Here is a 24,508-nt window from a genome sequence, read left to right as displayed (position 1 = left end):
TTGTTCTTTGTATAGGGATGAAAAAGCTTCATGGTACCACCCTATTTCGCCGCGCAACCGCAGCCTCACAGATAAGCTATGCTTATCTATTGTTAACGATAGCCTTATGGAGCCGGCTACCGAGAATGCCTAATCAGTCTGAACCTTTAAGCACTCCACTCAGAGGGGATGTCGCGAATGGGAGTATTGCCGGCTTCCACCAGTACCGGCTCTCTGTGAATACAATTTCCATTAACTTTAACCTCGTCATTGAGTTGGCGTTATGAAATTTTATTTATTTGCTTAAACTGCATTTAAATGTTCGTCGTATACTTTTACTCCATCTTGCTGAACGAGTTCCCGGAAAGAAGCAAGCAAATCATTTGTAACAGGACCCGGTTTGCCGTCCCCAATTACTCGTCCATCCACTTTAATAACTGCAATCACTTCTGCAGCCGTTCCTGTTAAGAACACTTCATCAGCGACATACACATCATGTCTTGTAAAGACCCCTTCTTGAACTTCGTAGCCTTTTTGAGCAGCAACTTCCATAATGGCGTTTCGCGTAATTCCTTCAAGTGCTCCGACATAACCAGGAGGCGTTAGTATTTTGTTCTTTCGGACAATGAATATATTATCAGCCGAGCCTTCAGCTACATAGCCTTGATCATTCAGCATAAGCGCTTCCGATACACCGGCCAGATTGGCTTCAATTTTTACTAGGATATTGTTCATGTAATTCAGCGATTTCACTTTCGGGCTTAACACATCCGAACGGTTTCTCCGGGTTGCCACTGAAACAATTTCAATGCCATTGTCGTAAAGCGACTTTGGAAATAAGGATAAAGCTTCAGCAATGACAATGACGCTTGGCCTTGAACACGTTAATGGGTCAATCCCAAGGTTGCCGACCCCTCTTGAAACAATCAATCGAATGTAAGCATCTTTTAACTCATTGCGCCGAAGTGTTTCGACTACTAACTTCGTCATTTCTTCGAAAGTATGTGGAATTTCTAGCATGACTGACTTTGCCGAATCATAAAGACGTTCTAAATGTTCTTCTAATCGAAAGACGTTCCCGTTATAAGAACGAATTCCTTCGAACACTCCGTCTCCGTACAAGAAGCCGTGATCATAGACTGAAACTTTAGCATCTTCTTTTCTAACAAATTCACCATTCAAGTAGATTAGTTGTTCTCCCATGCTTTCCACTTCTTTCTCCAAAAGATTTATTGATCTCGAGTTATCAGATTCTTATGTGCTCTTGTAAATTGTTGCTATCATATCGCCTATTTTAAGGCGTGTCAATCGACTTTATCTAATTTTTTAGTCTATTTTGAATATTGTTTCTCTATGTATGCGTTTCCATTGCTTTAACATCAAGCTTTCGAAGAAATGAAAAATTTTATGAAAAATTTGTGAATGCAATATATTATATACCTCATATACTAAAAAAGAGCAGACAATTGTCTGCTGGTAAACGCAAAAAAACTCCCGGCTTATCAAAAGATAAACCGGGAGTTTCGATACTTAATAAAATTATTTAGTGATTTTAGCTACGACGCCAGCGCCTACAGTACGTCCACCCTCACGGATAGAGAACTTAGTGCCTTCTTCGATAGCGATTGGAGAGATCAAAGCAACAGTCATTTCAATGTTGTCTCCAGGCATAACCATTTCTACGCCTTCAGGAAGGTTACAAACACCAGTTACATCAGTTGTACGGAAGTAGAACTGTGGACGGTAGTTTGAGAAGAATGGAGTGTGACGTCCACCCTCTTCTTTTGAAAGAACGTAAACTTCAGCAGTGAACTCAGTGTGTGGAGTGATTGTGCCTGGTTTAGCCAATACTTGTCCACGTTGTACGTCATCACGAGAAACCCCGCGAAGAAGTGCACCGATGTTGTCGCCAGCTTCAGCATAGTCTAACAATTTACGGAACATTTCTACACCTGTTACAGTTGTAGCTTTTGGTTCTTCAGTAAGACCAATGATGTCAACAGTGTCACCGATTTTAACTTGTCCGCGTTCAACGCGTCCAGTAGCAACCGTACCACGGCCAGTGATTGAGAATACATCCTCAACAGGCATCATGAATGGTTTGTCAGTGTCACGTGTTGGAGTTGGAATGTACTCATCAACAGCGTTCATCAATTCCATGATTTTTTCTTCCCATTCTGCTTCTCCTTCAAGAGCTTTAAGAGCAGAACCTTTGATGACAGGAATGTCATCGCCAGGGAAGTCATATTCAGAAAGAAGATCGCGAACTTCCATTTCAACAAGTTCAAGAAGTTCTTCGTCGTCTACCATGTCACATTTGTTCATGAATACAACTAGGTAAGGAACACCTACTTGTTTAGACAATAGGATGTGCTCACGAGTTTGTGGCATTGGGCCGTCAGCAGCAGATACTACTAGGATCCCGCCGTCCATTTGTGCAGCACCAGTGATCATGTTTTTAACATAGTCAGCGTGTCCTGGGCAGTCAACGTGTGCGTAGTGACGAGAAGCAGTTTCATACTCAACGTGTGAAGTATTGATAGTGATACCGCGTTCTTTTTCTTCAGGTGCGTTATCGATTTGGTCGTAAGAACGAGCTTCCCCGCCTGATGCTTTAGCAAGAACTGTAGCGATTGCAGCAGTTAAAGTTGTTTTACCATGGTCAACGTGACCGATTGTACCAATATTCGCATGTGTTTTAGAGCGATCAAATTTAGCTTTTCCCATTAGAAAAATCCTCCTCGAAATGTAAGTTAATTAGTTGTTTGAAGTGCCGGAATAACAGGGCCCTATTATTCCAGGCATACAAACTATTTATACTTTATTAAAGGTCAAAATTCAATTATTGACCTTTATTTTTTTTGATAATTTCTTCAGAAATTGATTTTGGTACTTCTTCATAGTGATCGAAGTGCATTGAGAACACACCACGGCCTTGCGTATTAGAACGCAATGAAGTCGCATAACCAAACATTTCTGCAAGTGGAACCATCGCACGGACAACTTGCGCGTTTCCGCGAGCATCCATACCTTCTACACGGCCGCGGCGTGACGTAATGTCACCCATGATATCTCCAAGGTACTCCTCAGGGATAACAACCTCAACACGCATAATCGGTTCAAGAATAACCGGGTTAACTTTAGAAATCGCATTTTTAAGAGCCATTGAAGCAGCTACTTTAAATGCCATTTCGTTGGAGTCAACATCATGGTAAGAACCATCGAACAAACGAGCTTTAATATCGATCAATGGATAGCCGGCAATAACACCGTTGTCTAGAGAATCGCGAAGACCCGCTTCAACAGCTGGGATATATTCACGAGGAACAACACCACCAACGATACCATTTTCAAATTCAAAGCCTGCTCCTTCTTCGTTTGGAGAGAATTCAATCCATACGTGTCCGAATTGTCCGCGTCCACCAGATTGGCGTACGAATTTACCTTCAACTTGTGCAGAGCTGCGGAATGTCTCACGGTAAGATACCTGAGGTGCACCCACGTTAGCTTCTACGTTAAACTCACGGCGCATACGGTCAACGAGGATATCAAGGTGAAGCTCACCCATACCTGCGATGATTGTTTGACCAGTTTCCTGATCTGTATGTGCACGGAAAGTTGGATCTTCTTCTTGCAATTTAGCAAGGGCTTGACCCATTTTGTCTTGGTCCGCTTTTGATTTCGGCTCTACCGACAATGAAATAACCGGTTCCGGGAACACCATGCGCTCTAAGATTACTTGGTGTTTCTCGTCACTTAAAGTATCTCCAGTAGAAGTATCTTTCAAGCCGATTGCAGCAGCGATATCTCCGCAATATACTTCAGAGATCTCTTCGCGGGAGTTTGCGTGCATTTGCAGGATACGACCTACGCGCTCACGCTTGCCTTTTGACGAGTTCTGAACGTATGAACCAGATTTAAGAGTACCAGAATATACGCGGAAGAACGTTAGTTTCCCTACATAAGGATCTGTCATTACTTTAAATGCTAGTGCAGAGAATGGCTCATCTTCATCAGGACGACGCAATACTTCTTCGTCTGAATCTGGAAGAACACCAGTCATCGGTGGTACATCAAGTGGTGATGGCAGGTAATCAATTACTGCATCAAGCATTAATTGAACACCTTTGTTTTTGAATGCAGTTCCGCATACCACTGGGTAGAACTCAACATCCAACGTTCCTTTACGGATTGCTGCTTTAAGTTCTTCTTTCGTGATCTCTTCGCCGCCCAGGTATTTTTCCATCAAATCTTCATCAAGCTCAGCAACAGCTTCCACTAGTTTAGTGCGCCATTCTTCAGCCAGCTCTTTGTATTCTTCCGGAATATCACCTTCAGTAATATCAGTTCCCAAATCATTCGCATAGAAGCGTGCGTTCATTTCAACAAGGTCAATAATCCCTGAGAACTCATCTTCTGCGCCGATTGGCAATTGAATCGGGTGGGCATTTGCTTGTAGACGATCGTGCAAAGTCTTTACAGAGTAAAGGAAATCTGCTCCGATTTTATCCATTTTGTTGACGAATACAATACGTGGAACTCCGTAAGTAGTAGCTTGACGCCAAACCGTTTCAGTCTGAGGCTCAACACCTGATTGAGCATCAAGAACTGTAACAGCACCATCAAGAACGCGCAATGAACGTTCAACTTCTACTGTAAAATCTACGTGTCCTGGAGTATCGATGATATTAACACGGTGGTTTTTCCATGAAGCTGTTGTCGCAGCAGAAGTGATCGTGATTCCACGCTCCTGCTCTTGCTCCATCCAGTCCATTTGAGAAGCACCTTCATGCGTTTCGCCGATTTTGTGGATACGGCCTGTGTAATATAAAATACGCTCCGTAGTAGTCGTTTTACCGGCATCAATGTGTGCCATGATTCCGATATTACGTGTTTTGTCTAAGGAGAACTCTCTAGCCATGTTGTTTTTCTCCTTCCATCTCGGATTAAGATTTTTACATCTTGAAAGAAATTACCAGCGGTAGTGAGCAAACGCTTTGTTCGCTTCTGCCATTTTGTGAATATCTTCACGTTTTTTAACTGAAGCTCCAGTGTTGTTTGCAGCATCCAGAATTTCGTTAGCCAAACGTTCTTCCATTGTTTTCTCTCCACGCAGGCGTGAGTAGTTTACAAGGTAGCGAAGGCCTAAAGTTGTACGGCGTTCAGGGCGAACTTCAACCGGTACTTGGTAGTTAGCTCCACCAACACGGCGAGCACGTACTTCAAGAACTGGCATTACGTTTGTCAACGCTTGTTCGTATACTTCGATTGGATCTTTTCCGCTGCGTTCTTTAACTAGTTCGAACGCTCCGTATAGGATCTTTTGTGAAGTACCTCTTTTTCCGTCAACCATCATTTTATTAATTAAGCGTGTCACCAATTTGGAGTTATAAATTGGATCTGGCAACACGTCACGTTTCGATACAGGACCTTTACGAGGCATGTGTGTTCCTCCTTTCAACGAAATCACTTCGTTATTTTAACTTATTATTTTTTGACTTTAGGACGTTTTGTTCCGTATAGGGAACGGCTTTGCATACGGCCGTTTACTCCAGCTGTATCAAGTGCTCCACGTACGATATGGTAACGCACACCCGGTAAATCTTTTACGCGTCCGCCGCGAAGAAGAACTACACTGTGCTCTTGAAGGTTGTGGCCTTCTCCAGGGATGTAAGCATTAACCTCAATTTGGTTTGTTAACCGTACACGTGCGTATTTACGCAATGCAGAGTTAGGTTTCTTCGGTGTCATTGTACCAACACGTGTGCAAACTCCGCGTTTCTGAGGAGAGCTTACGTTAGTCTGTGACTTTGTAAAGCTGTTATATCCTTTGTTTAACGCTGGTGAGTCTGATTTAGTGCTTTTTGGTTTACGAGGCTTGTTAACTAATTGGTTAATTGTAGGCATCGATTTTTTCCTCCTCTCAAAAGGTGTTCTAATTCCACATATCCAGGTGGATCATTTTTTGGGTAAAAACAAAGTTTTTGTGTTTTGCACACAAAAACTGTTATCCAGTAATCGCTACAGCAGCTGCTCCGACATGAATGCCATATGCTTTGCCAAGCTTTAAGCGTGATTCTGCAAATTCGATCGGAATACCTTTTTCTCTAGCTAGCTGAATAATCTGTTCAGTCATTCGATCGTCCGCGTCCTTTGCCACTATTACTTCTTGGACAATGCCGCTTTTTAAGGCTTTTACTGTTTGCTTTGTACCTATGATTGTTTTGTTTGCCTGGTTTACTTTTTCATAAGACATTTGCATATCCTCCAAAGTGTCAGACGGTTAAACCATCAACCCTCAACATATTATCACTGTATGAATTTGATGTCAACAGTATTCTTAAAAAATCCCGGGGAGTTTGGAAAAAACTCCCCGGAACAGATTAACTTATGATTCTGTGCCGACGATTTCCTGCTGCGCTTCTTTTTCGCTGCGCGCAATTTTAATCTGGCGGTAACGCTGCATTCCTGTTCCAGCTGGAACAAGTTTGCCGATGATAACATTCTCTTTCAAGCCTAACAGCTCATCGCGTTTTCCTTTGATCGCTGCATCCGTAAGGACACGAGTCGTTTCCTGGAACGATGCGGCTGATAGGAATGATTCTGTTTCAAGAGAAGCTTTGGTAATACCAAGAATGACTGGGCGGCTTGTCGCTGGCAAGTTGCCTTCTAGAACAGCCTTTTCATTCGCTTCTGTAAACTGGTGAATATCCAATAGTGAACCTGGCAGCAAGTCAGTATCTCCAGCTTCAATGACGCGGACTTTACGGAACATTTGTCGAACCATAACTTCAACGTGCTTATCGCCGATTTCTACCCCTTGCATACGGTATACTTTTTGAACTTCTTTCAGCAAGTACACTTGAACAGATTGAACATCTTTTACTTGCAGCAATTGTTTCGGATCAATCGAACCGTCCGTCAATACTTCGCCGCGGCGGATAACATCATCCACTTGGACTTTTAGACGCGCATTATATGGCGCCAAGTATTTGCGTGTTTCGACGTCCCCTTGAATCGTGATTTCTTTTTGGCCTTCACGGATTTCATCCACTTCGGTAATCGTACCGTTGATTTCTGAAATAACCGCTTGGCCTTTCGGATTTCTTGACTCAAAAATTTCCTGGATACGTGGAAGACCTTGTGTAATATCGTCTCCCGCAACCCCGCCTGTATGGAATGTACGCATTGTAAGCTGAGTTCCCGGCTCACCGATTGATTGAGCTGCAATAATACCTACTGCTTCGCCCACTTCAACTTCGTCGCCAGTTGCCAAGTTCGTGCCGTAACATTTCTTACAAACGCCGTGTTTCGTATTACATGTAAACGCAGAACGGATTGTCACTTCTTTAATGCCTGCTTCCATAATCAAGCGAGTCAGGTCTTGCGTGATCAATTCGTCTTTCGCTACAATCACTTCTTTTGTTTCAGGGTGGCGGATTGTTTTCTTCGCATGGCGGCCTAAAATACGCTCATCCAGCTCTTCAATCACTTCAGTGCCTTCCATCAATGCTCCTACCAGCAATCCGCGGTCTGTGCCACAGTCGTTTTCGCGGACAATAGCGTCTTGTGCTACGTCTACCAAACGGCGAGTCAAGTAACCGGAATCGGCTGTTTTCAGTGCTGTATCGGCAAGACCTTTACGCGCACCGTGAGTAGAGATGAAGTATTCAAGTACCGTTAAACCTTCACGGAAAGAAGATTTGATTGGAAGTTCGATAATGCGTCCAGCCGGGTTGGCCATAAGTCCGCGCATACCAGCAAGCTGAGTAAAGTTGGATGCGTTACCTCGGGCTCCGGAGTCACTCATCATATAAATCGGGTTTAATTTATCAAGAGATGCCATCAGTTTTTCCTGAATGATATCTTTTGCATTGCTCCAATAAGAGATGACGCGTGCATAACGTTCTTCTTCAGTAATCAATCCGCGGCGGAATTGTTTCATCACTTTATCAACATTCGCTTGGGCATCAACCAGGATTTCACCTTTATCAGGAAGTACGACGATATCGGCAACCCCAACGGTAATACCCGCTTGTGTTGAATATTTGAATCCAAGGCTCTTCATGCGGTCAAGCATTCTTGAAGTTTCCGTGATGTGGAAACGTTTGAACACTTCGGCAATGATTTCACCAAGAATTTTCTTCTTGAATGGCGTTACCAATTCAGCTTCCGCGATATATGTGCGGATATCTGTGGTAGTTGGCACAAAATATTTCGCTGGCGTTTCCACCTGCAAATTATAATCAGTCGGTTCGTTAATGTACGGGAACGACTCCGGCAGAATTTCATTGAAGATAATTTTGCCGACAGATGTCAATAGGAGCATTTTGTTCTGCTCTTCTGTAAACGTCGGATTCTTCAAAGAACCAGCAAGAATTGCAATTCTTGTATGAAGGTGAACATGCCCTGTCTGATAAGCAACAAATACTTCTTCAGGTCCAGAGAATGTGGCACCTTCCCCTGTAGCCCCTTTGCGCTCAAGTGTTAAGTAATAGTTTCCTAAAACCATATCCTGAGATGGAGTTACAACCGGTTTTCCGTCTTTCGGGTTCAAAATGTTCTGGGCAGCAAGCATAAGAAGGCGAGCTTCCGCTTGTGCTTCAGAAGAAAGCGGTACGTGGACGGCCATTTGGTCACCATCAAAATCGGCGTTGTATGCAGTACATACAAGCGGATGAAGACGGATTGCTTTGCCTTCCACAAGCGTTGGTTCAAACGCCTGGATACCGAGTCTGTGAAGCGTTGGTGCACGGTTCAATAGAACCGGATGCTCCTTGATCACGTCTTCGAGTACATCCCAAACTTCTGAATGCAAACGCTCGATTTTGCGTTTTGCGCTCTTGATGTTATGGGCTAAGCCACGTTCAACAAGTTCTTTCATGACAAAAGGCTTGAAAAGCTCAATCGCCATTCCTTTCGGCAATCCGCACTGGTACATTTTCAAGTTCGGTCCTACAACAATAACGGAACGGCCTGAATAGTCAACACGTTTACCAAGAAGGTTTTGACGGAAACGCCCTTGTTTCCCTTTCAGCATGTGAGAAAGAGATTTTAATGGACGGTTACCCGGTCCAGTAACAGGACGGCCGCGGCGGCCGTTATCGATCAACGCATCAACAGCTTCCTGCAGCATACGTTTTTCGTTTTGAACGATGATGCTAGGTGCACCAAGGTCTAACAAGCGTTTTAAGCGGTTGTTCCGGTTAATTACGCGACGATACAAATCGTTCAAGTCAGAAGTCGCAAAACGTCCGCCGTCCAATTGAACCATCGGGCGCAATTCCGGTGGAATAACCGGAAGAACATCAAGAATCATCCAGTCCGGATTGTTTCCGGAATTACGGAAAGATTCCACTACTTCAAGGCGTTTGATTGCACGTGTGCGGCGTTGTCCTTGAGCAGTTTTCAATTCTTCTTTCAATGAATCTGTTTCGCGTTCAAGATCGATTTCCTGCAGAAGTCGTTTGATTGCTTCAGCACCCATTGCAGCTTGGAATTTTTTGCCGAACTTATCGCGATAAGCGCGGTATTCTTTTTCCGAAAGAAGCTGTTTCTTTTCAAGCGGTGTATCCGCAGGATCGATCACTACATAAGAAGCGAAATAAATAACTTCTTCAAGTGAACGCGGAGACATGTCCAAGATAAGGCCCATGCGGCTCGGAATTCCTTTGAAATACCAAATATGTGATACAGGAGCTGCAAGTTCAATGTGGCCCATGCGCTCACGGCGTACTTTTGAACGTGTGACTTCAACGCCACAGCGATCGCAGACTACACCTTTATAACGGACGCGTTTGTATTTTCCGCAATGGCATTCCCAGTCTTTTGTAGGACCGAAAATACGTTCACAGAACAAACCGTCTTTTTCTGGCTTTAGTGTACGGTAGTTAATTGTTTCTGGCTTTTTGACTTCTCCATAAGACCATGAGCGGATTTTATCGGGTGACGCCAATCCGATTTTCATATACTCAAAATTGTTAACATCTATCAAGGAGCCTACCTCCCTTTTGTCTCGAGTTTCTGTACGGCTTGTCCTCGTTTAAGACCAAGTGATTAGAAGCCGGACGGCAGGCTTGGACCGTCCGCTTCCAAAATTTTATCAATCAACTGTTCCAACAGGTGCTTCGGTATCTGCAATTGGCAGGATATTCAATGAATCCGCAGGCTGAAGGTCTTCTTCTTCATCCAAATCGCGCAATTCAATTTCTTCGTCGTCAATCGTCAACATTTTAACATCCATACCTAAACTTTGAAGTTCCTTGATCAAAACTTTGAATGATTCCGGAACGCTTGGCTCTGGAACACTCTCACCTTTAACAATTGCTTCATAAGTTTTCACACGTCCTACAACATCATCCGACTTCACCGTTAAGATTTCTTGGAGGGTATGGGCAGCTCCATATGCTTCAAGAGCCCAAACTTCCATCTCACCAAAACGCTGTCCACCGAATTGCGCTTTACCGCCAAGAGGCTGTTGCGTAACTAATGAATAAGGACCAGTAGAACGGGCGTGCAATTTGTCATCGACCATGTGTGCAAGTTTGATCATGTACATGATTCCTACAGATACACGGTTATCAAATGCTTCCCCTGAACGGCCATCATAAAGAACGGTTTTTCCGTCGCGCGGCATGCCTGCTTCTTCCATTGTTTCCCACACGTCTTCTTCATTGGCTCCATCAAATACTGAAGATGCCATATGAATTCCAAGTGAACGGGATGCCATACCTAAGTGAAGCTCAAGTACTTGTCCGATGTTCATCCGTGATGGTACGCCAAGCGGGTTAAGCATGATGTCAACAGGAGTTCCGTCCGGCATAAACGGCATATCTTCTTCTGGAAGGATGCGTGAGATTACACCTTTGTTCCCGTGACGTCCGGCCATTTTATCCCCGACTTGGATTTTACGTTTTTGAACGATGTATGCGCGCACCAATTGGTTTACACCCGGTGGCAATTCATCGCCGTCTTCGCGGTTGAAAATTTTCACATCAAGGACGATTCCGCCGGCGCCGTGTGGCACTCGTAGAGACGTATCGCGCACTTCACGTGCTTTTTCACCGAAAATCGCATGCAAGAGACGTTCTTCCGCTGTAAGTTCGGTAACCCCTTTTGGAGTGACCTTCCCAACAAGGATGTCGCCATCTTTCACTTCTGCGCCGACACGGATGATTCCGCGGTCGTCAAGGTTGCGAAGCGCATCTTCACCGACATTCGGGATGTCGCGTGTGATTTCTTCCGGCCCAAGTTTCGTATCGCGCGAATCTGATTCATATTCTTCAATATGGACAGATGTATACACATCGTCTTTCACCAAACGCTCACTCATGATGATCGCATCTTCATAGTTGAAGCCGTCCCAAGTCATGAATGCTACTAATACGTTGCGGCCAAGTGCCATTTCTCCGCGTTCCATCGAAGGTCCATCTGCTAAAATATCACGTGGTGATACCCGGTCGCCGACTTTTACAATCGGACGCTGGTTATAGCTCGTTCCTTGGTTGGAGCGGACAAACTTCTGTAATTTATAAGATGTAAGATCGCCTTTTACTTCCCGGCCATCCACTTCTTCAATACGGCGTACTTTGATTTCTCTCGCTTCAACCGATTCAACAATGCCGTCATATTTTGCAATGACTGCTGCTCCTGAATCACGTGCGGCCAAATGCTCCATCCCAGTCCCCACAAAAGGCGCTTCCGGATTTAACAATGGAACCGCCTGGCGCTGCATGTTCGCTCCCATCAATGCCCGGTTGGAGTCATCGTTTTCAAGGAACGGGATACACGCTGTCGCCACTGAAACGACTTGCTTCGGAGAAACGTCCATATAATCAATGCGGTCGCGTTTGATCAATGTGTTTTCCCCACGGAAACGTGCCACTACTTCTTCTTCTACGAACGACCCATCATCCGATAAGCGCGAGTTGGCCTGAGCTACTACGTAATTATCTTCTTCGTCAGCTGTCAAGTAGTCGATTTGCGGTGTTACGATTCCCGTTTCCGGGTCAACCCGGCGATAAGGGGTTTCAATGAAACCGAATTTGTTCACTTTCGCGAAAGTGGAAAGCGTGTTGATCAACCCGATGTTCGGACCCTCAGGTGTTTCAATCGGACACATACGGCCATAATGCGAGTAATGAACGTCGCGCACTTCAAAGCCGGCACGTTCACGCGTTAAACCACCAGGTCCAAGCGCTGATAGACGGCGTTTGTGTGTTAATTCGCCCAACGGGTTTGTTTGGTCCATAAACTGGGAAAGCTGAGAACTACCGAAGAATTCTTTAATAGATGCAATAACCGGACGGATATTGATCAATTGCTGCGGCACGATTGCCTGTGTGTCATTAATTGACATCCGCTCACGCACAACACGTTCCATACGGGACAAACCGATGCGGAATTGGTTTTGCAGCAATTCCCCAACTGAACGAAGACGACGGTTACCCAGGTGATCGATGTCATCTGTGTTTCCAACTCCGTAAAGAAGGTTAAAGAAGTAACTGATAGATGAAATGATATCAGCCTGCGTTACATGTTTGATCTTGTCTTCGATGTAAGCATTGCTGATGACATTGATTTCTTTTTGGTTTTCATCATTCGGCGCGTAGATCTTCACTGACTGCAATGTAACATCGCCTTCAAGAACGCCGCCTGTTTGAGAAACGGTATGGAAGTTAACGCCGCTTTCCAGGTAAGGAATCAAACGGTCCAAGACACGTCGGTCAATAACTGTGCCTGCTTCAACCAAAATTTCACCCGTTTCCGGATCCACCAATGTTTCCGCAATCGTCTGATTGAAAAGGCGGTTTTTGATGTGCAGCTTTTTGTTCATTTTGTAGCGGCCCACATTTGCTAAATCATAGCGTTTTGGGTCGAAAAAGCGTGAGTAAAGCAAGCTTTTCGCGCTTTCCACTGTTGGCGGTTCGCCCGGACGCAAGCGCTCATAAATTTCAAGCAACGCTTTTTCCGTGCTTTCCGTATTATCTTTTTCAAGCGTATTTTGCAGGTATTCGTTGTCGCCAAGCAAATCGATGATTTCCTGGTCGGAGCCGAAACCAAGCGCTCTCAAAAGAACAGTTACCGGCAATTTACGTGTGCGGTCGATTCGGACATACACGACATCTTTTGCATCGGTTTCATATTCAAGCCAAGCACCACGGTTTGGAATAACCGTCGCTCCAAAGCCTTTTTTACCATTCTTGTCGGTTTTGTCGTGGAAGTAAACACTTGGTGAACGCACTAATTGAGAAACGATAACGCGTTCAGCGCCATTGATCACGAAAGTTCCGGTTTCAGTCATTAATGGGAAATCACCCATAAAGACGTCCTGTTCCTTCACTTCGTCTGTTTCTTTGTTGTGTAGACGCACTTTCACGCGAAGTGGCGCTGCGTAAGTAACGTCCCGTTCTTTCGATTCAGAGACTGGATACTTTGGTTCTGCGAGACTGTAATCAACGAACTCAAGCGATAGATTTCCAGTGAAATCTTCAATCGGTGAGATGTCTCGGAACATTTCGCGCAATCCTTCTTCGAGGAACCACTCATAAGACGCTGATTGGATCTCAATCAGGTTAGGAAGTTCGAGCACTTCTTTAATTCTCGAAAAACTTCTACGTTGACGATGTTGCCCGTACTGAACTAGTTGACCTACCAACTTATTCACCCCTCAATAAAACGATTATAGGTCTTTGCGATTCCTACAAAATAGTGTATGATATCGAAAAGACAAAAAGAAAACGAGACTAAATTCATCCCATTTCCGGTTTACCCGTGATTAATACTGTCGCTATGCCATGCCCGAAAAAGGGCAAACGACCTCAAAATAATAAATTTTGCATTTCATTATAATAACATAGCCGTTTTGTCAAGTCAAACTTTTCTTGCCTCAAAAATAAAGTAACCTTTCTTTTTGTCAACCGTGCGACAATTCCCGAAAAGCCCCTCTAATTTCTCCTGAGTTGATGGAGCTCCCTGCTTTTTCTGTATAACTACCCACAGCGAACCACCACTCTGCAATTTTTCATGTGCTTCTTCATAAAAACGAAAAATCGTTTCTTTCCCCGCCCGAATCGGGGGGTTGGTCAAAATGGCAGAAAACCCTTCCGATTCGACCGAAGCCAAGCCGTCACTTTCATAAATCCGGACGTTTTGAATGCCGTTTTTTTCGGCATTTTTTTTCGCCAATTCGACCGCCCGTGCGTTCACATCTACCATATGCACTTCTTTTTGAGGAAATGATTTTGCGATGGCCATTCCGATCGGTCCATACCCACAGCCGACATCCAGAATCGGGCCGTCTTGCTCCGCATCTTCAAAAGTCTCAATCAATAAACGCGATCCGAAATCGACATCGCTTTTGCTGAATACACCCGTGTCTGTCTGGAAGTGGAATTTCTCGCCCCGCAACGTATATGCCCATTCTTGAGGTTTGCTTTTTGTTTGAGGATTTTTGGAATAATAATGCTGTGACATTGGAGCCCTCCTTACCTTTATCAGCTCATCCCGGATTGTTTGATCCAGAAAGAAGAAAAAAGCCCGCCGGAAAATACGGACGAGCTTTCTTTCTTATTCACAAATTGATGAAATTACTTAACTTCTACTGAAGCGCCAACTTCTTCAAGTTTGCCTTTGATTTCTTCGGCTTCTTCTTTAGTAGCGCCTTCTTTGATTGCTTTAGGAGCTTCGTCAACTAGTGCTTTAGCTTCTTTCAAGCCTAGGCCAGTAACTTCGCGAACTGCTTTGATAACTTTGATTTTTTGATCGCCAGCAGAAGCTAGGATTACGTCAAATTCAGTTTGCTCTTCTTCAGCAGCACCGCCAGCAGCAGCTGCAGCAACTGGAGCAGCAGCAGTTACGCCGAACTCGTCTTCGATTGCTTTTACTAGGTCGTTAAGTTGAAGAACTGTCATTTCTTTGATTGCGTCTAAGATTTGTTCTTGTGTCATTATAGTTTCCTCCTATGGAAAGGTAATTTTTTTGTCTTGCTTATCCGGCTAACTTATTAAGCGCCTTGTTCTTCTTTGCTGTCTGCAACTGCTTTTGTAATCGCAGCGAAGTTGCGGACTGGTGCTTGTAGTACGCTGAGTAGCATAGAAAGTAGGCCTTCGCGTGATGGAAGTTCTGCCAATGCTTTCACATCTTCAGCAGATGATACATTACCTTCGATGATACCCGCTTTAATTTCAAGCGCTTCGTTCTTTTTAGCGAAATCGTTGATGATTCTCGCTGGTGCTACTACATCTTCATTTGAAAATGCAATCGCGTTTGGTCCTGTCAAGTGTTCGTTGATTGCTTCTAGTCCGTGCATTTCTGTAGCACGGCGAGTCATTGAGTTTTTGTAAACTTTAAACTCAATTCCTGCTTCACGAAGCTGTTTACGAAGTTCTGTTAATTGAGCAACGTTCAAACCACGGTAATCGACAACTACAACAGAAGCTGCAGCACCGAATTTGTCAGCGATTGTTTGCACAACTACTTTTTTCGTTTCAACTGCTTTGGTCATTTGGGCACCTCCTATAGATTTTTCATTCATACCGGTACGTCCATAAGAAAAGCCTCTGGTCTTTTTACAGACACAGAGGCATAAGATCAGCATCAATAAAGATGTCATCTGAATTCATCATGTCCTCGGCAGGGATAAATTAAGCGGCTGGCGCCCCTGCTGTCTGCGGTACGAATATACATTTCACAACTTCGCTATTGTAGCAAAGGCGAAACGGTTTGTCAAACTCTTATTTTCCTACAGTGCCAGAATCCACTTTAACAGCAGGTCCCATAGTAGTAGTTACGTTAAGAGATTTGATGTAAGTTCCTTTAGCAGAAGATGGCTTCGCTTTAAGGACTACATCGTAGATCGCTTCTAAGTTTTCAGCAAGTTTGCTGTCATCGAAAGAAACTTTTCCGATTGGTGCATGGATGATACCTGTTTTGTCTGCACGGTATTCCACTTTACCAGCTTTGATTTCCTGAACAGCTTTCGTTACATCAAATGTAACTGTGCCTGTTTTAGGGTTTGGCATTAAGCCTTTTGGCCCTAAAACGCGTCCAAGTTTACCAACTTCACCCATCATGTCAGGAGTTGCTACGATCACGTCGAAGTCAAACCATCCTTGTTGGATTTTTTGGATATATTCAGCATCGCCAACAAAGTCAGCGCCTGCAGCTTCAGCTTCTTTAAGTTTGTCGCCTTTTGCGAAAACCAATACGCTTTGAGTTTTACCAGTACCGTTTGGAAGCACTACTGCTCCACGGATCTGCTGGTCGTTCTTGCGCGTATCGATTCCAAGACGGAAAGCTACCTCTACTGTTGCATCAAAGTTCACTGTGCTTGCTTTTTTAGCAAGTTCGATCGCTTCTTTAGCTTCGTATAATTTTGAACGGTCGATCAATTTTGCTGCTTCTTGCAGCTTTTTGCCTGTTTTAGCCATTTTAAACGTCCTCCTTGTTGTGGTCTAACGGTTTTAAACCTCCCACGATTAAAGGCTGCGTGGTTCACTTTGAACTCACGCAACCCATCCAAAAACAACTACTGTATTAGTCTTCGATTGTAATGCCCATGCTGCGAGCAGTACCTTCAACCATCAACATTGCAGCTTCAACTGAAGCAGCATTTAGATCTGGCATTTTAGTTTCTGCGATTTCGCGAACTTTGTCGCGTTTCACAGTCGCTACTTTATTGCGGTTCGGTTCGCCTGAACCTGATTCAATACCGGCTGCTACTTTAAGTAGTACAGCTGCGGGTGGAGTTTTCGTAATGAAAGTAAATGAACGGTCTTCAAATACCGAAATCTCAACTGGAATGATCAGTCCTGCTTGATCTGCCGTACGCGCGTTGAACTCTTTACAGAAGCCCATGATGTTAACACCTGCTTGACCCAATGCTGGACCAACTGGTGGCGCTGGATTAGCTTTTGCTGCAGGGATCTGCAATTTTACAACTTTAATCACTTTTTTAGCCACGAAACACACCTCCTTAAGTCCGTGATGTGGTAATAGGGTTTCCCCTCCCACTCAATATCTCTGTCAACTATGTTGATAGAATTAGTTATCTTGTACAAATTGTCTGATGACAGTCTGACCTATGAAATAATACCACTTCCGCAATAGAATAGCAAGTGGCTTTTATACTTTTTGTACTTGATCGAAATCAAGCTCCATTTTCGTCTCGCGTCCGAAAATATCAATCGAGACTTTGACTTTGCCTTTGGTGTCGTCGATTTCTTCGACTTTCCCTTGGAAGTTCGCAAATGGCCCTTCCATTACTTCTACGGTATCGCTGATAGCAAAGTTGATTTCCACTTTGCGTGAAGTCATGCCCATCTGTTTCAAGATGAACTCCACTTCTTCATCCAATAGAGGCGTCGGTTTTGCTCCACCGCCTGATGAACCGATAAAGCCGGTTACCCCTGGAGTGTTTCTGACCACATACCAAGACTCATCTGTCATGATTAACTCCACCAAAACGTATCCTGGGAAGGTCTTGCGCATGACTGTGCGTTTTTTGCCATCTTTAAAATCTGTTTCCTGTTCTTCCGGAATGATAACGCGGAAGATCAGGTCTTCCATGCCCATTGTCTCTACACGTTTTTCCAAGTTCGCTTTTACTTTGTTCTCGTAACCGGAATACGTATGGACTACATACCAATTTTTCTCCATATTCGAGCGGACTGTGCGTCCATCCCTCCTTTTTTTCCAAATGAAAAAACCCGTTCTCAAAAACTGACGGGCTATTTTTTATCTGTTATTCTTGATGATCGCATTAAAGTGCTAAGAACCATCGGAACAATTCTGAAATCACTGTATCAACCAATGCAAAGAAAAGAGCCATAAAGATTACAGTTGAAAGAACGACGATTGTATAACGGGTCAATTCTTTCCGTTTAGGCCAGCTTACTTTTCTCATTTCCGAAACGACATTCTTGAAGAAACTGCCAATGTTGCCCATTGTTTAAAAAACCTCCGAAATTCAAAATTACTCTATATCGTTCGGCCTTCACTTAAAATTCATAACGTTTGTTTATGCACGGTATGCCCATTGCAATGAGCACAGAATTTTTTAAGTTCCAAACGTGTGCCTGGTTCCGGTTTTGCTGGAACCGTATAATTGCGGGATGCACATTTCGAGCAGCTTAAGACGATTTTTTTAGCCATTTTTCTCACCCTATTCGAGTTTCCAGCTTTTTCAAGGGTATCACCTTAAAAGTCAACTGTCAACTGCACTTTACGACATGCGCGTCTCATCGAATTGAAGGTGCCGCTCCAGCTTTCGCTTGACCCGCTGAAGGGCGTTGTCGATTGATTTCACATGGCGTTCGAGCTTCTCGGAGATTTCCTGATACGATTGGCCATCCAAATAAAGGGCCAGGACTTCGCGTTCCAAATCGCTCAGCACTTCTCCCATCTTCGCTTCCATATAAAGAAATTCCTCATTGTTGATCATCATCTCTTCTGGATCATCAGCACCGTTTCCGGTCAATACGTCCATGAGCGTCCGGTCCGATTCCTCGTCATAAATCGGCTTGTCGAGAGAAACATAGGAATTTAGCGGAATATGCTTTTGGCGGGTAGCGGTTTTAATCGCGGTGATGATTTGGCGGATAATGCACAATTCAGCAAATGCCCGGAACGAAGACAATTTGTCGCTTTTAAAATCCCGGATCGCTTTGTATAAACCGATCATGCCTTCTTGGATAATGTCTTCTTTGTCAGCACCGATCAGAAAATAGGAGCGGGCCTTCATGCGGACGAAATGCCGAAACTTCGTGATTAAAAAATCCAGGGCTTCAGTGTTTCCGCTGTGGACTAAACTAACAAGTTCTTCATCTGTCATTTCTGTGAATCGCTGGGCTTGAACTTGCTCATGATTTACCACGGCTATCCCTCCGGTTGCGCGAGCCTCGATATCAACAGTATACAGGAAGCAAAAATTGAGCGTCAACCTATCATTTCTGTCCACGTCTCCATTTTTCAAAAACTTCTGTCACTTCATCCGAAAGTGAAATCTTGGAAAATGCCCGCTGCTCCTGGATTTCTTTCACTTTTTTTGAAATATTCTGTTGTATTTCATCCATCTCAATTTTTAATTCCCTGGCAGAAATCCGCAAGGCCCCTTTGCCGAATATCACACGCTGTTCCGTCATATCGGACGTCGCCACATGAATCTGGTCTCGGCGGTTGCTCAAGCTTGTAGCCAGCTTTTCAATCCGCTCATCTGCCGTTTCGCTTTCTTTCGTGTAAATCACTTCGATATCGTGCCGCTTGTTTTTCGCTTCTATACCAGGAACCAGATGGGCGTCAAACACAATGATGACGCGCCACCCTTTATAGCTCTGGTACTCGGCCATTTGCTCAACGAGCCGGTCTCGGGCATCGGCGAGCTTTTCTTTTTTCAATTCCTTCAGTTCTGACCAGTCTCCAATGATGTTATATCCATCAACCAGTAGAATGTCCATGGCTTCAACCCAGCGGATTGCGCTTCCTATAGACTTCGTACATCAAAAGACTGGCGGCAACAGAAGCATTCAACGATGTCACGTGGCCAACCATCGGCAATTGATACAAAAAATCGCATTTATCACGGAGAATCCGGCTCATGCCTTTTCCTTCGCTGCCAATGATGACCGCCAGCGGCAATCCGGCGTCCATATTGCGATAATCCGTGGATTCTTTGGCATCCGTCCCGGCAATCCAAACGCCGCGTTTTTTCAATTCATCCACCACTTGCGACAGATTATTGACCCGGACGACCGGCACATGTTCAATAGCGCCTGTTGAAGACTTCGCTACAACTGCAGTCAGGCCGACTGCACGCCGTTTCGGAATGATGATGCCATGAACTCCGATGGCATCGGCCGTTCTCATGATCGACCCCAAGTTATGCGGATCTTCCAGTTCATCCAATATCAAAAAGAAAGGATCTTCCGAACGCGCTTCAGCTGCTTTGAACAAATCTTCTAGTTCCGCATAATTGTAAGCCGCCACCGCTGCTGCAATGCCCTGGTGATTGGAGTCTGTCAGCCCGTCTATTTTTTTCTTCGGAACAAACTGGACCAACACGCCTTTCTCTTTTGCCAGCTGCAGCAATTCTGTGATTCCTTTTTTCTGGACGCCTTCTGCCACCCAGATTTTATTGACATCCCGGTCAGCGCGCAAAGCTTCCAGTACAGGGTTTTTGCCGCCGATGATTTCCGGTGTTAGTTCCTCGCTCATTTGACCACTCCTCTCAGCTCTTCTACGATATCGATCGCATACGCAATAATTTCATCGACCCGCTCCTGCTGCTCTTTTAAATACAGCCAGCCGAGCACCGCTTCAAATGCGGTACTGAAATTATAGGTCTGGACATCGGTGTTTTTCGGCACCGAGCCCGATTTCGCGTTGCGGCCTCTTCTCATGACAGCCAGTTCCGCTTCGGTCAAAAATTCTTCTTCCGTCAAGCGCTTCAACACCAGCGCTTGTGCTTTAGCCGAAACGAATGTTGTCGACTGGCGGTGAAGGATATTCGGTTTCGCACGGCCTGAACGCAGGAGATGCTCGCGCACCGCCTGTTCATAAACCGCATCGCCCATATAGGCAAGCGCCAGCGCATTCAATTGGTCAACGTCGCTGTTTCGTAATACGTTCACGCCGTTACCCCCTTTTCCAACGCGTGCCTTGCGCTGTATCTTCTAAGATGATGTTTTTTTCCTTAAACAAATCACGGATTTCATCCGCTCTTGCAAAATCACGGTTTTTGCGGGCTTCAATCCGCTCCGCCAAAAGTGCTTCCACTTCCGCATCCAATAGTTCCTCTTCTTGTTTAAACGGCAATCCAAGAACATTCATGAGTTCATCGAACATAGCAACGAACGCTTCGAGCACTTCGGCTGCTGTCTGTTTTTCCAGTAAGTACGTATTGGACAAGCGGGATAAATCAAAGATTTTCGAAATGCCGGCCGCTGTATTGAAATCATCGTCCATCGTTTCAATAAAAGCTTCTCGGATGCCATTGATTTTTGCCAACCAAATATCGGAATGATCCCCTAGACCAGCAGACGTTTCCAATCGATGCTTCAAATTGGCATAGGCGGTGCGCAAACGTTCAAGGCCAGCAATCGCATCCTCTACTAAGCTTTGGGAATAGTTGATGGGATGGCGGTAGTGCACCGACAGCATAAACATGCGAAGCACTTGCGGGTCCAGCTCTTTTAATATGTCATTGACCAGCACAAAGTTGTTCAGCGACTTGGACATTTTTTCGTTGTCGATATTGATGTAGCCGTTGTGCATCCAGTAGCGGGCAAATGTTTTGCCGGTCAATGCTTCCGACTGGGCAATTTCATTTTCATGATGCGGGAACGTTAAATCCTGTCCGCCTGCATGGATGTCAATCGTATCCCCTAAATGCTCACGCGCCATGACGGAACATTCGATATGCCAGCCAGGGCGTCCTGCTCCCCATGGGCTTTCCCATGAGATCTCGCCGGGTTTTGCCGATTTCCATAAAGCGAAATCCAAGGCGTCTTCTTTTTTATCACCGGTTTCAATACGGGCGCCGATTTTCAGTTCATCAACCGATTGATGCGACAATTTGCCGTAGCCTTCGAATTTGCGGGTCCGGTAATAGATGTCTCCCTGTGATTCATACGCATAGCCTTTTTCAACCAGCACTTCAATAAAATCAATAATTTGCGGGATATGGTCCATTACGCGCGGGTGGACATCCGCTTCTGCACAGCCAAGCGCTTTTGTGTCTTCAAAATAGGCATTGATAAATCGTTCGGCAATCTGCGGGACTTCCTCGCCCAGCTCGTTGGCTGCACGGATCAATTTATCATCGACATCTGTGAAATTGGAAACGTACGTCACATCAAATCCACGGTAAGCAAGGTAGCGGCGAACTGTGTCATATACAATCACCGGCCGTGCATTGCCGATATGGATGTAGTTGTAAACCGTCGGGCCACATACATACATTTTTACTTTTCCCTCTTCCAACGGGATAAACTCTTCTTTTTGGCGTGTTAACGAATTAAAAATTTGAATCGTCATTTGGAGCTACCTTCTTTCTTCAATGCATTTTTCAACTGGTTAATTTCCTGTTCCATAGCGGCGATTTTCAGTTCCATCGACTCGCATTTGTCCATCACCGGATCCGGCATATTTTGATGATTCAAATCCGGCTTTACTTTCACGCCGTCCTGAATGACGACTTTTCCCGGTATGCCGACAACCGTTGCGTTTGCCGGTACATTTTTCAATACGACAGAACCTGCTCCAACTTTGGAATTGGCCCCGATGACAATCGATCCGAGAACTTTCGCACCCGTTGCCACCAGTACATTGTCTTCCAATGTCGGATGGCGCTTGCCGCGTTCTTTGCCGGTTCCGCCGAGAGTTACTCCCTGGTACAGCGTCACGTTGTCGCCGATGATGCAGGTCTCTCCAATAACGACACCCATGCCATGGTCAATAAAAAAGCGGCGGCCGATCACAGCGCCCGGATGGATTTCAATGCCGGTAAAAAAGCGGCTGATTTGCGAAATGACACGAGCGATAAAAAACAACTTCTTCTTGAAAAAGAAATGTGCCAGCCGGTGCGCCCAAATGGCGTGCAAACCGGAATAGGTCAAGATGACTTCCAAATAACTCCGGGCCGCTGGGTCTTGTTCGAAGATGACATCGACATCATCTTTTAATAGTTTCCACACAATTCCCGTCTCCTTTCTTGAGCAAAATAAAAAGCGCCCCTGTCAATTGAATGACAGAGACGCATCGTTGCGCGGTTCCACTCTGATTAGAAAGGCAAAAGCACCTTTCTCTCTTGAACACCTTTAACGCAGGCGGTACGTCTGGTCTACTTGATTCGACTCAGCACTCGGAGAGGCATTTCGATGCAGCAGCGGCCCGGATCACTTTCAGCCGGTGATGATCCTCTCTTTGGAGCTTGCTGCATGTACTTCTTCTCGTCAACGATTTCCTAATAGTAAGTCCATTTTACACGTTTGGACCGATAAGTCAATTTTATCCGCTTTTGCTCCAAGCTTATGCTTTAACAAATTGGGAAACGCGGGCAATTGATTTTTCCTTGCCCAATAAAGCGATCGAATCCGGCAATTCCGGACCGTGCGATTGGCCGGTTGTGACGACACGGATTGGCATGAACAAGTTTTTGCCTTTATGGCCGGTCGCTTTTTGCACCGCTTTGATGGCTGCTTTGATTTCTGCCGGCTCGAAGGTTTCCAGTGATTCCAGCTGCTCTTTGAAAGCCGCCATCACCTCCGGAACTTGTTCCCCTGCCAACACTTCTTGTTCAGCTTCGCCGTAAGACAGCTCATCTGAGAAGAACAGATCGGACAGTTCCACAATCTCCGCCCCGAAACTCATTTGGTCGTGGTACAAAGCAATCAGTTTTTCAGCCCAGGCTGCTTGTTCTTCGGTTAATGCTTCAGGCAATTTTCCGGCTTTTTGCAAATGAGGAAGCGACAGCTTCACCACTTCTTCCAGCGGCAATTGCTTGATGTATTGGTTGTTCATCCACATCAATTTTTGCTTATCAAACATAGATGGCGATTTCGACAAACGCTTCACATCGAAAATGCGGATCAATTCTTCTTTCGAGAAGATTTCCTCTTCGCCTTCCGGAGACCAGCCGAGCAGCGCAAAGAAATTGAATAGCGCTTCCGGGATATAGCCCAGTTCTTTGTACTGAGAAATAAACTGCAAAATCGACTCATCGCGTTTTGACAGTTTTTTGCGGTCTTCGTTGATGATCAATGTCATATGGCCAAATGATGGGTATTCCCATCCAAAGGCATCAAAAACCATCAATTGTTTCGGTGTGTTCGACAAATGCTCTTCCCCGCGGAAAATATGCGTCATTTTCATCAAATGATCGTCTATAACAACGGCAAAGTTGTATGTCGGGATGCCGTTTGTTTTAACCAGCACCCAGTCACCCACATCTTTCGATTCGAAAGAAACCGTACCGCGAACCAAGTCTTCAAACTCATACGTTACGTCGGCCGGCACTTTCATGCGGAGCGTATACGGCAAACCAGCTGCTTCTTTTTCTGCCACTTCTTCAGCTGTCAAATTGCGGCAAGTGCCTGCGTATTGCGGTGCAGCAATGCCTGACGCTTTTTGCGCTTCACGTTCTGCTTCCAGTTTTTCCGGTGTACAGAAACATTTATAAGCCGTGCCGTTTTCAAGCATTTCGGCAGCATAGCCTTTATAAATATCCAAACGTTCCATTTGGCGATACGGACCATACTCTCCGCCAATATCCACGGACTCATCGTAATCAATGCCAAGCCATTTCAAATTGTCCAGTTGGGACAACTCGCCTGCTTCGATATTGCGGGCAATATCGGTATCTTCAATACGGACGATAAATTTGCCATTGTGGTGGCGTGCATATAAATAATTGAAAAGCGCTGTGCGGGCACCGCCGATATGTAAATGGCCAGTCGGGCTTGGCGCATAGCGTACGCGTACTTCTTGTGTCATCTTTTTTCCTCCTAAATGAATAACAGTATCTCCTATTCTA

At 44.9% G+C, this 24,508-nt stretch carries 23 protein-coding genes and 2 other annotated features; all 23 genes read right to left on the bottom strand.

Features of this window, described 5'->3' with window-relative positions; translation table 11 throughout:
• Nucleotides 1-282: 282 nt before the first annotated feature.
• The 23 genes from ilvE to gltX all read right to left on the bottom strand — a co-directional run bounded on the left by ilvE (nt 283) and on the right by gltX (nt 24,468).
• A complete protein-coding gene (gene ilvE / locus QWY22_RS00630) occupies nt 283-1,182 on the bottom strand; it encodes a branched-chain-amino-acid transaminase (protein ID WP_300982494.1) in 900 nt (299 codons plus the stop codon).
• Between the two features lie 336 nt (nt 1,183-1,518).
• On the bottom strand, nt 1,519-2,706 hold the full coding sequence (gene tuf, locus QWY22_RS00625; protein ID WP_074511495.1) for an elongation factor Tu: 1,188 nt from the start codon (nt 2,704-2,706) through the stop codon (nt 1,519-1,521).
• A 115-nt stretch (nt 2,707-2,821) separates the two neighbouring features.
• Entirely contained in the window at nt 2,822-4,900 is a 2,079-nt protein-coding gene (gene fusA / locus QWY22_RS00620; RefSeq protein WP_036803874.1) for an elongation factor G, read from the bottom strand.
• 51 nt (nt 4,901-4,951) lie between these two features.
• Nucleotides 4,952-5,422, bottom strand: coding sequence for a 30S ribosomal protein S7 (gene rpsG, locus QWY22_RS00615; RefSeq protein ID WP_036803872.1), 471 nt, complete (start codon nt 5,420-5,422; stop codon nt 4,952-4,954).
• 44 nt (nt 5,423-5,466) lie between these two features.
• Nucleotides 5,467-5,886 carry a 30S ribosomal protein S12 gene (gene rpsL / locus QWY22_RS00610; RefSeq protein ID WP_036803870.1) on the bottom strand — a complete coding sequence of 140 codons (420 nt, stop codon included), beginning with the start codon at nt 5,884-5,886 and terminating at the stop codon, nt 5,467-5,469.
• A gap of 100 nt (nt 5,887-5,986) precedes the next feature.
• Complete coding sequence (locus QWY22_RS00605) at nt 5,987-6,235, bottom strand: 50S ribosomal protein L7ae-like protein (RefSeq protein ID WP_036803868.1); 249 nt, start codon at nt 6,233-6,235, stop codon at nt 5,987-5,989.
• 132 nt (nt 6,236-6,367) lie between these two features.
• Nucleotides 6,368-9,973 carry a DNA-directed RNA polymerase subunit beta' gene (gene rpoC / locus QWY22_RS00600; RefSeq protein WP_300982493.1) on the bottom strand — a complete coding sequence of 1,202 codons (3,606 nt, stop codon included), beginning with the start codon at nt 9,971-9,973 and terminating at the stop codon, nt 6,368-6,370.
• 108 nt (nt 9,974-10,081) lie between these two features.
• Nucleotides 10,082-13,636, bottom strand: a complete 3,555-nt coding sequence (gene rpoB, locus QWY22_RS00595) for a DNA-directed RNA polymerase subunit beta (protein WP_036803863.1) — start codon at nt 13,634-13,636, stop codon at nt 10,082-10,084.
• Between the two features lie 215 nt (nt 13,637-13,851).
• Nucleotides 13,852-14,454, bottom strand: coding sequence for a class I SAM-dependent methyltransferase (locus QWY22_RS00590; protein WP_300982492.1), 603 nt, complete (start codon nt 14,452-14,454; stop codon nt 13,852-13,854).
• A gap of 113 nt (nt 14,455-14,567) precedes the next feature.
• A complete protein-coding gene (gene rplL / locus QWY22_RS00585) occupies nt 14,568-14,927 on the bottom strand; it encodes a 50S ribosomal protein L7/L12 (protein ID WP_300982491.1) in 360 nt (119 codons plus the stop codon).
• Between the two features lie 56 nt (nt 14,928-14,983).
• Nucleotides 14,984-15,484: a 50S ribosomal protein L10 gene (gene rplJ, locus QWY22_RS00580; RefSeq protein ID WP_300982490.1), complete on the bottom strand. Its 501-nt coding sequence runs from the start codon at nt 15,482-15,484 to the stop codon at nt 14,984-14,986.
• Between the two features lie 36 nt (nt 15,485-15,520).
• Nucleotides 15,521-15,671 (bottom strand) — a sequence feature (ribosomal protein L10 leader region).
• A 42-nt stretch (nt 15,672-15,713) separates the two neighbouring features.
• Nucleotides 15,714-16,409 (bottom strand): 50S ribosomal protein L1, encoded by a 696-nt coding sequence (rplA, locus tag QWY22_RS00575; RefSeq protein WP_300982489.1) that lies wholly within the window; start codon nt 16,407-16,409, stop codon nt 15,714-15,716.
• A gap of 106 nt (nt 16,410-16,515) precedes the next feature.
• Nucleotides 16,516-16,941, bottom strand: a complete 426-nt coding sequence (rplK, locus tag QWY22_RS00570; RefSeq protein WP_033542812.1) for a 50S ribosomal protein L11 — start codon at nt 16,939-16,941, stop codon at nt 16,516-16,518.
• 162 nt (nt 16,942-17,103) lie between these two features.
• Nucleotides 17,104-17,637: a transcription termination/antitermination protein NusG gene (gene nusG / locus QWY22_RS00565; RefSeq protein ID WP_300982488.1), complete on the bottom strand. Its 534-nt coding sequence runs from the start codon at nt 17,635-17,637 to the stop codon at nt 17,104-17,106.
• A gap of 103 nt (nt 17,638-17,740) precedes the next feature.
• A complete protein-coding gene (secE, locus tag QWY22_RS00560; protein WP_036803851.1) occupies nt 17,741-17,926 on the bottom strand; it encodes a preprotein translocase subunit SecE in 186 nt (61 codons plus the stop codon).
• A gap of 59 nt (nt 17,927-17,985) precedes the next feature.
• The gene (gene rpmG / locus QWY22_RS00555) at nt 17,986-18,132 is read right to left on the bottom strand and encodes a 50S ribosomal protein L33 (protein WP_300982487.1); all 147 of its coding nucleotides are present in this window, start codon (nt 18,130-18,132) and stop codon (nt 17,986-17,988) included.
• Between the two features lie 70 nt (nt 18,133-18,202).
• A complete protein-coding gene (gene sigH / locus QWY22_RS00550; RefSeq protein WP_407072357.1) occupies nt 18,203-18,919 on the bottom strand; it encodes an RNA polymerase sporulation sigma factor SigH in 717 nt (238 codons plus the stop codon).
• 4 nt (nt 18,920-18,923) lie between these two features.
• Nucleotides 18,924-19,433: an NYN domain-containing protein gene (locus QWY22_RS00545; protein ID WP_224077360.1), complete on the bottom strand. Its 510-nt coding sequence runs from the start codon at nt 19,431-19,433 to the stop codon at nt 18,924-18,926.
• A gap of 4 nt (nt 19,434-19,437) precedes the next feature.
• Nucleotides 19,438-20,190 carry a 23S rRNA (guanosine(2251)-2'-O)-methyltransferase RlmB gene (rlmB, locus tag QWY22_RS00540; protein ID WP_036803845.1) on the bottom strand — a complete coding sequence of 251 codons (753 nt, stop codon included), beginning with the start codon at nt 20,188-20,190 and terminating at the stop codon, nt 19,438-19,440.
• Nucleotides 20,187-20,606, bottom strand: a complete 420-nt coding sequence (locus QWY22_RS00535; protein ID WP_300982485.1) for a Mini-ribonuclease 3 — start codon at nt 20,604-20,606, stop codon at nt 20,187-20,189. The genes rlmB and QWY22_RS00535 overlap by 4 nt, the downstream gene beginning before the upstream one ends.
• A 4-nt stretch (nt 20,607-20,610) precedes the next feature.
• The gene (cysS, locus tag QWY22_RS00530) at nt 20,611-22,011 is read right to left on the bottom strand and encodes a cysteine--tRNA ligase (RefSeq protein ID WP_300982484.1); all 1,401 of its coding nucleotides are present in this window, start codon (nt 22,009-22,011) and stop codon (nt 20,611-20,613) included.
• Nucleotides 22,008-22,670 (bottom strand): serine O-acetyltransferase, encoded by a 663-nt coding sequence (cysE, locus tag QWY22_RS00525; RefSeq protein ID WP_300982483.1) that lies wholly within the window; start codon nt 22,668-22,670, stop codon nt 22,008-22,010. Before cysE ends, cysS begins: the two co-directional genes overlap by 4 nt.
• A 52-nt stretch (nt 22,671-22,722) precedes the next feature.
• Nucleotides 22,723-22,941: a binding site (T-box leader), on the bottom strand.
• A 63-nt stretch (nt 22,942-23,004) separates the two neighbouring features.
• Nucleotides 23,005-24,468 (bottom strand): glutamate--tRNA ligase, encoded by a 1,464-nt coding sequence (gene gltX / locus QWY22_RS00520; RefSeq protein WP_053167077.1) that lies wholly within the window; start codon nt 24,466-24,468, stop codon nt 23,005-23,007.
• Nucleotides 24,469-24,508 lie beyond the last annotated feature (40 nt).

This window comes from Planococcus liqunii, assembly GCF_030413595.1.
Taxonomy (GTDB): domain Bacteria; phylum Bacillota; class Bacilli; order Bacillales_A; family Planococcaceae; genus Planococcus; species Planococcus liqunii.
The sequence above is the reverse complement of the archived record's forward strand: the minus strand, read 5'-3'. Positions and strand labels throughout refer to the sequence as shown.